1 protein-coding gene is annotated in these 341 nt (G+C 62.2%); it reads right to left on the reverse strand.

Going from position 1 to position 341, the window contains the following annotated elements; genetic code table 11:
- Positions 1–341: hypothetical protein (locus DPV74_RS42060; protein ID WP_276142254.1), on the reverse strand; the 341-nt coding region annotated here is incomplete at both ends.

Below are 341 nucleotides of genomic sequence, written 5' to 3' on the forward strand. Positions count from 1 at the left end.
TCGGCCAACAGCTCGATCACTTCGCTCTCGACCTCGACCTCGACCGGTCTGTCGTCCGCGAATAGCTCGATCGATTCGCTGTCGACCTCGACCTCGACGGGCCTCTCTTCGGCTAACAGCTCGATCACTTCGCTCTCGACTTCGACCTCGACCGGCCTCTCGTCGGCCAACAGCTCGATCACTTCGCTGTCGACCTCGACGTCGACCGGCCTGTCGTCGGCCAATAGCTCGATCACGTCACTGTCGACCTCGACCTCGACGGGCCTCTCGTCGGCGAATAGCTCGATCACTTCGCTCTCGACGTCGACCTCGACCGGCCTCTCGTCGGCGAATAGCTCGAT

It is taken from the genome of Burkholderia sp. HAN2018 (assembly GCF_024704855.1).
Taxonomy (GTDB): domain Bacteria; phylum Pseudomonadota; class Gammaproteobacteria; order Burkholderiales; family Burkholderiaceae; genus Burkholderia; species Burkholderia cepacia.